This window comes from Streptomyces sp. NRRL F-5122, from assembly GCF_001507435.1.
GTDB lineage: Bacteria > Actinomycetota > Actinomycetes > Streptomycetales > Streptomycetaceae > Streptomyces > Streptomyces lannensis.
Genome location: NZ_LMWH01000202.1, coordinates 1 through 270 on the forward strand (window position 1 = coordinate 1; position 270 = coordinate 270).

Annotated in this window: 1 rRNA gene; it reads right to left on the minus strand. The window is 55.6% G+C overall.

The annotated features are described in order from the left end of the window. Nucleotides 1–97: ribosomal RNA gene (gene rrf / locus ADL25_RS19810) — 5S ribosomal RNA — on the minus strand; the annotation flags it as partial. Nucleotides 98–270 lie beyond the last annotated feature (173 nt).

The following is a 270-nucleotide window of genomic DNA, read 5'->3' on the forward strand; positions in this document are numbered from 1 at the left end:
CCCACAGGGTCCCCCCTGCAGTACCATCGGCGCTGAAAGGCTTAGCTTCCGGGTTCGGAATGTAACCGGGCGTTTCCCTCACGCTATGACCACCGAAACCCTAATGGTTTCGAGCGAACAAGCACACTTTTCAGTTGATGTTCTGCTCTGAACCGACAACGGATCGTTGTCTCAGAACCAACACAGTGGACGCGAGCCTCTATGGACAAGCCCTCGGCCTATTAGTACCGGTCACCTCCACACGTTACCGTGCTTCCAGATCCGGCCTAT